Source organism: Candidatus Palibaumannia cicadellinicola (genome assembly GCF_002855795.1).
GTDB classification, from domain to species: domain Bacteria; phylum Pseudomonadota; class Gammaproteobacteria; order Enterobacterales; family Enterobacteriaceae; genus Baumannia; species Baumannia cicadellinicola_C.
This window is the reverse complement of record NZ_NJPO01000013.1, coordinates 1-6,329: the sequence shown is the minus strand read 5'-3', so window position 1 is coordinate 6,329 and position 6,329 is coordinate 1. Positions and strand designations below refer to the sequence as shown.

Genomic DNA, 6,329 nt, shown 5'->3' with positions numbered 1-6,329 from the left:
TGCTAACGTCCATCGTGAAAAGGGAAACAACCCAGACCGCCAGCTAAGGTCCCAAAATCATAATTAAGTGGATATGGATGTGGTAACTCTGACGCAGTTCGGTATTGATTATGCAGTCGCGTCCCTTGGTACCACAACAACTACCGAACATATTCAGTTGCTGTATCGCACTACCCATCAAGTGATTTGTTGTTATGATGGCGATCGTGCAGGACAAGAAGCAGCCTGGAGAACACTAGAAAAGGCCCTTCCCTACCTGATCGATGGTAGGGAATTACGCTTTATGTTTTTGTCTGAGGGTGAAGACCCTGATACGCTAGTGCGTAAAATTGGTAAGAAAGCCTTCGAACAATGCATTGAACAGGCGCAGCCGTTATCGCAATTTTTGTTTGAAACATTAATGCAGCAGGTTGACCTTAGTCATCTAGACGGTCGTGCTAAACTTAGTGCACTGGCATTACCTCTGATCCGTAAAATACCAGGGAGTATCCTACGTATGTTTCTTCGACAGCAATTAGGTCAGAAACTTGGACTTATTGACGATAGCCAGCTAGACAAACTGCTTCCTCCTACTCAGAATCAGAAAGTAATGCAACAAACATATATTTGGCTACAGCCACGAATCAAATGCACTACTATGCGTATTCTGACCGGATTACTAATACAAAATCCATGGCTTTCCGCTTTAGTGCCGATAATTAAGGGGTTAGAGCAAGCTAAACAGCCCGGAGTAACACTATTTATTCACTTAGTGAAAATTTGCCAAAGACAGCCATGGTTAACTACTGGACAATTATTAGAACTGAATCGTAATAATAAATTTTATTTACAACTTGAAACTTTAGTAACCTGGAACCACATGATCATAGAAGATATGATCGAAAAAACTTTTGTTGATGCATTGACTAGTTTGTACAACTCAATACTTGAACAACGCCAAGAAGCGCTAATTGCTCTAGACCGAACGCATGGTCTTACTACTAAAGAGCGTAAAGAACTGTGGTCGCTTAATCAAGCATTAGCAAAAAAAAAATCAATCAAATAGCATGTTACTCTGATGTGTGGATACCTTGTTATGGAACAAAACCAGCATTCACAGCTAAAGTTACTTGTCACGCGTGGTAAGGAGCAAGGCTATTTGACTTTTGCTGAAGTCAACGACCACCTACCGGAAGATATTATTGACTCAGATCAGATAGAAGATATCATCCAGATGATTAATGATATGGGCATCAAAGTTATGGAAGAAGCACCAGATGCTGATGACCTTCTTTTAGCTGAAACGACCTCTGATACTGATGAAGATGCTGCAGAAGCAGCAGCCCAGGTACTGTCCAGTGTGGAGTCAGAAATTGGGCGTACTACCGATCCTGTGCGCATGTATATGCGTGAAATGGGTACTGTGGAGCTACTGACCCGCGAAGGCGAAATTGATATCGCTAAACGTATCGAAGATGGTATTAATCAGGTGCAGTGCTCTGTAGCTGAGTATCCTGAGGCTATCACTTATCTACTAAAACAGTACGACCGCGTCAAATCCGGTGAAGCTCGTTTATCAGATCTCATCACAGATTTCGTCGATGCTCATGTAGAAGAAGTAGACATGGCGTCAAACATTCGCCCTCGCCATATTAGTTCAGAACTGTCCTCAGAGATTAACGAGGACGAAGAAGAAGAGGACGTCGATGACGATCATAACGATCATACCAACGAAGATAGTTGCATTGATCCTGAACTTGCCCACCAGAAATTTATCGAGTTACAAGAACAATATCAAATAACCTGTAATATTATTAACCACAAGGGCCGCAATCATACCCAAGCATTAGAAGAAATTATTAAGCTATCTGACATCTTCAAACAGTTTCATTTAGTACCAAAACAGTTCGACTATTTAGTTAAGAACATGCGCGCTATGATGGATCGAGTACGTACTCAAGAACGTTTGATCATGAAGCTATGCGTAGAAATCAGCAAAATGCCGAAGAAAATCTTTGTTAAGCTCTTTGCCGGTAATGAAACCAGTGAAACCTGGTTTCAAATCGCTCTTACAATGAACAAACCATGGTCTGAAAAACTACATAAGGTAAATGAAGACGTACGTAGTAGCCTGACAAAACTACGTCAAATCGAAGAAGAAACTGGCCTGAGTATTGAACAGGTAAAGGAAATTAATCGTCGTATGTCAATCGGCGAAGCTAAAGCTCGTCGTGCCAAAAAAGAGATGGTTGAAGCAAACTTGCGGCTGGTTATTTCTATCGCAAAAAAATATACCAACCGCGGTCTACAGTTTCTTGATTTGATCCAGGAAGGCAATATTGGTCTAATGAAGGCGGTAGATAAATTTGAATACCGCCGTGGCTATAAGTTTTCTACCTATGCTACCTGGTGGATCCGCCAGGCTATCACTCGCTCTATTGCGGATCAGGCACGCACTATCCGTATTCCAGTACATATGATTGAGACTATTAACAAGCTCAATCGTATTTCCCGACAAATGTTACAAGAAATAGGACGAGAACCTACACCAGAAGAGCTAGCTGAACGTATGCTCATGCCAGAAGACAAAATTCGTAAGGTACTAAAGATAGCTAAAGAGCCTCTATCTATGGAAACGCCTATCGGCGACGATGAAGATTCACATCTAGGTGATTTTATTGAAGATACGACCCTAGAGCTTCCTCTAGAATCAGCTACTTCTGAAAGCCTCCGTTCTGCTACTCATGACGTGCTAGCTGGTCTGACAGCTCGTGAAGCGAAGGTACTACGTATGCGTTTCGGCATCGATATGAATACTGACCATACATTAGAAGAAGTAGGAAAACAATTTGACGTAACCCGTGAACGTATCCGACAAATTGAAGCCAAGGCATTGCGGAAATTACGGCATCCCAGCCGCTCTGAAGTACTCCGTAGCTTTTTAGATGATTAAAACTATACCTGCTCTGCTACTGCTAGATAAATCATCAATATGATAAAAAAACTATGGACCAGTTTAGCGGCACTCTTTATAATTCACTGCTGACTTGGCCCCTTAGCTCAGTGGTTAGAGCAGGCGACTCATAATCGTTTGATCGCTGGTTCAATTCCAGCAGGGGCCACCAAATAGATGCTAATTACATTTTAACCAAGCATATAGCATATCTTGCATACTCCATACACCTTACCACCTTTGCTTTTGCGTGATACTAGCACGCTTTAATCATTATGTTATTTATGCGTAAGTCAATTAAAGGTTAAAAATGATTCATACCGCAGAGATTAGGTGTTAACATCAGTATTAGTATACGAGCAAAGATAACTAGTTCATTATGCAACCATTAACTGAATATGTCACTGACGTACTAATCATCGGCAGTGGTGCAGCAGGTTTATCGCTGGCGCTTCGTCTCGCTGGACACTGCAAAGTTATGATCCTCAGCAAAGATTTATTAAATAATAGCTCCACTTGGTATGCTCAGGGCGGCATAGCCGCGGTGTTTGAGGATAACGACAGTATAAATTATCATGTAGAAGATACCTTGCGGGCCGGTGCTGGCCTCTGCGATCGCGAAGTGGTAGAATTTATCGTAGGTAATGCTCGCCATTGTGTTGAGTGGTTAGTCCAGCAAGGTGTACTGTTCGATGTAGAGAATCCCGCCTTGCCCAACACGCGTTATCATCTTACCAGAGAAGGAGGCCATAGTTATCGCCGTGTATTACATGCTGCCGATGCTACTGGCAAAGCCATAGAAACCATTCTTATTCATAAGGCTACGCTCCATCCCAATATTCATATCATAGAAGGCTGCAACGCTGTAGATCTCGTAACTTCTAATACTCTTGGTCTGTGCGGTACCCGCCGGGTGGTTGGTACTTATATCTGGAACCGATCGCTAGAAAAGATGGAACGGTGCTACGCTTGTGCCGCTGTTGTGCTAGCAACAGGCGGCGCTTCTAAAGTTTATCAATATACTACTAATCCGGATATATCATCTGGTGACGGTATTGCCATGGCCTGGCGTGCTGGGTGTAGAGTAGCAAATCTGGAATTTAATCAGTTTCACCCCACTTCATTATTCCATCCGCAGGCGCCCAATTTTCTGTTGACAGAAGCGCTACGTGGCGAAGGGGCTTACCTCTATCGGCCTGATGGCAGCCGTTTTATGCCTGATTTTGACTTACGCGCTGAATTAGCACCTAGAGATATCGTTACGCGCGCTATCGACCACGAAATGAGACGTTTAGGGGCAGAATGCATGTATTTAGATATCAGCTATCGGCCTAAACATTTTATTCGCAATCATTTTCCTACTATCTATGACAAGCTACGTACGCTAAATATAGATTTAACTAGCCAACCTATTCCTATCGTTCCCGCGGCGCACTATACCTGCGGGGGTGTCATGGTAGATAAACATGGTCGTACAGATCTAGACGGATTGTACGCTATTGGCGAAGTAAGCTATACTGGTCTACACGGCGCTAATAGACTGGCGTCTAACTCACTGCTAGAGTGCCTAGTCTATGGCTGGACTGCGTCTGTAGATATTTTACGCCGGTTACCAACTGTCGTTAAACAAGCACACGAATTGCCTTATTGGAATGACAGCTGTAGCTTTGTTAGCAACAGTAATGATAGTGAAAAGATAATCTTGCAGCAAAACGGGCAAGAACTGCGGCTATTGATGTGGGATGATGTTGGTATAGTGCGTACCACTAAACGGCTAGAGAGTGCACTGTATCGCATTAACTTCCTTACTAATCAAATGGATGAGTATTACTCTAATTTGAGCATATCCAATACTTCGCTAGAAGTCCGTAATCTGCTTCAAGTAGCTAGTCTGATTGTGAAAAGTGCACTACAACGCAAAGAGAGCCGTGGTTTACATTATACGCTAGATTATCCTACTATGCAGCCCAACCCCCAACCAACGATTCTACAACCAGGAAGGAGGGAAGGCTATCACTACGAAGAAGGATCAAATTAGTAGATATATTTACTACATTAAGTAATAAATACTTAGTGGTCAAAAACATTAGTGTTCTTTACGTACAGGAAGAGAAGAATGGCAAAAACAGATGAATTGGCTGCATATTTTGTCAGAGGAAAAAAAACAGCTTTATTTTCAGAAAATATTAGCTCTTATAGCTAGAGAACGAGCAGCAGGCGTTATCGTTTATCCGCAGCAGAAAGATGTATTTAACGCTTTTTACCTCACTGAACTAAACCTTATTAAAGTCGTGATCCTCGGTCAAGATCCCTATCTAGGACCTAAGCAGGCCCATGGTTTATCATTCTCTGTCCCGCCTGGTGTACCAGCCCCACCATCACTAATCAATATTTACAAAGAGCTTGCGAACGATATCCCTGGGTTTATTATACCACAACACGGTTGTTTGCAAAGTTGGGCAAAACAGGGAATAATGCTGCTCAATACGATCTGAGAGCATCACACCCATCTCCGTTGTCCGCGCATCGCAGCTTTATTAGATGCCATCACTTCTCAAAAGTTAATGCTCTGCTAAAACAACAAGGTAAAAGTCCCATCGACTGGGAGCCAAAACTACCAGAGTGGTAGCATATCTTTGGTTTGGTCAGATAGTCAAAAGACATCAAATTTTTGCTTTAGATACTGTTACCATAGCGGGGCGAATAAGACGCCCATTAAGAATATAGCCTTTTTGCATAACTATTATGACATGATTCGGTTCATGTTCTTCAGATTCCTGCATGGTGATAGCCTGATGTACATCCGGATTAAATGGAATGTTAGTTTCACTCACAACTTCTAGACCAAATTTACGTACTGCATCCAGCAGTGATTTTAATGTTAACTCAATACCTTCAATGGTAGAAGCAAGATCGCTATTAGATTTATCTGACATTTCTAATGCGCGCTCTAAATTATCAATTACCGGTAGTAATTCACTAGCCAAACGTTCTAGAGAAAATTTGTAGGCTTTTTCTACTTCAATCTGGCTGCGGCGGCGCATGTTCTCTATTTCTGCCTTAGCGCGTAGTAAACTATCTCGCTCGCGCTGCTGTATCTGTGCTAGTTCTACTTCTAGTTCTTTAATACGCTCATCTTTAGGAGCAACAACTTCTACTTCTACCGTTTCAGGCCCTACTTCAGCAGTTTCAGGTGTTACTTCAGTAGTTTCAGGTACGACTTCAGTCGTTTCAGGTACTACTTCAGCAGTTTCAGGTACTACTTCAGTCGTTTCAGGTACGACTTCAGCAGTTTCAGTTCTCCTGGTTAGCTTTATTAAGCTATGAATTTACTTAATAATGATATAAAGATATTTTATATCGGGTTTTCCCATTCGGAAATCGCCGGTTAATAACA

2 protein-coding genes, 1 tRNA gene and 3 pseudogenes are annotated in these 6,329 nt (G+C 42.2%); 5 read left to right on the top strand and 1 reads right to left on the bottom strand.

The genetic code is table 11. The annotated features are described in order from the left end of the window. Nucleotides 1-73: 73 nt before the first annotated feature. The 5 genes and pseudogenes from dnaG to CEX73_RS00280 all read left to right on the top strand — a co-directional run. Nucleotides 74-1,045 (top strand): annotated as a pseudogene (dnaG, locus tag CEX73_RS00300) (DNA primase); the annotation flags it as partial. A 30-nt stretch (nt 1,046-1,075) separates the two neighbouring features. After that, complete coding sequence (gene rpoD, locus CEX73_RS00295) at nt 1,076-2,932, top strand: RNA polymerase sigma factor RpoD (RefSeq protein ID WP_146643221.1); 1,857 nt, start codon at nt 1,076-1,078, stop codon at nt 2,930-2,932. A gap of 96 nt (nt 2,933-3,028) precedes the next feature. After that, nucleotides 3,029-3,104 (top strand) — tRNA-Ile (locus tag CEX73_RS00290). Between the two features lie 207 nt (nt 3,105-3,311). After that, nucleotides 3,312-4,970, top strand: coding sequence for an L-aspartate oxidase (gene nadB, locus CEX73_RS00285; protein ID WP_101626661.1), 1,659 nt, complete (start codon nt 3,312-3,314; stop codon nt 4,968-4,970). A gap of 91 nt (nt 4,971-5,061) precedes the next feature. Continuing rightward, a pseudogene (locus CEX73_RS00280) lies at nt 5,062-5,561 on the top strand (uracil-DNA glycosylase). A gap of 34 nt (nt 5,562-5,595) precedes the next feature. On the opposite strand, the pseudogene grpE reads toward CEX73_RS00280, so the two are convergent. After that, nucleotides 5,596-6,102, bottom strand: a pseudogene (gene grpE / locus CEX73_RS00275) (nucleotide exchange factor GrpE); the annotation flags it as partial. Nucleotides 6,103-6,329: the final 227 nt, after the last annotated feature.

Excerpts from the sequence above, each read along its gene's own strand:
- rpoD (WP_146643221.1), top strand. The coding sequence starts at position 1,076 with ATGGAACAAAACCAGCATTCACAGCTAAAGTTACTTGTCACGCGTGGT.
- nadB (WP_101626661.1), top strand. The coding sequence starts at position 3,312 with ATGCAACCATTAACTGAATATGTCACTGACGTACTAATCATCGGCAGT.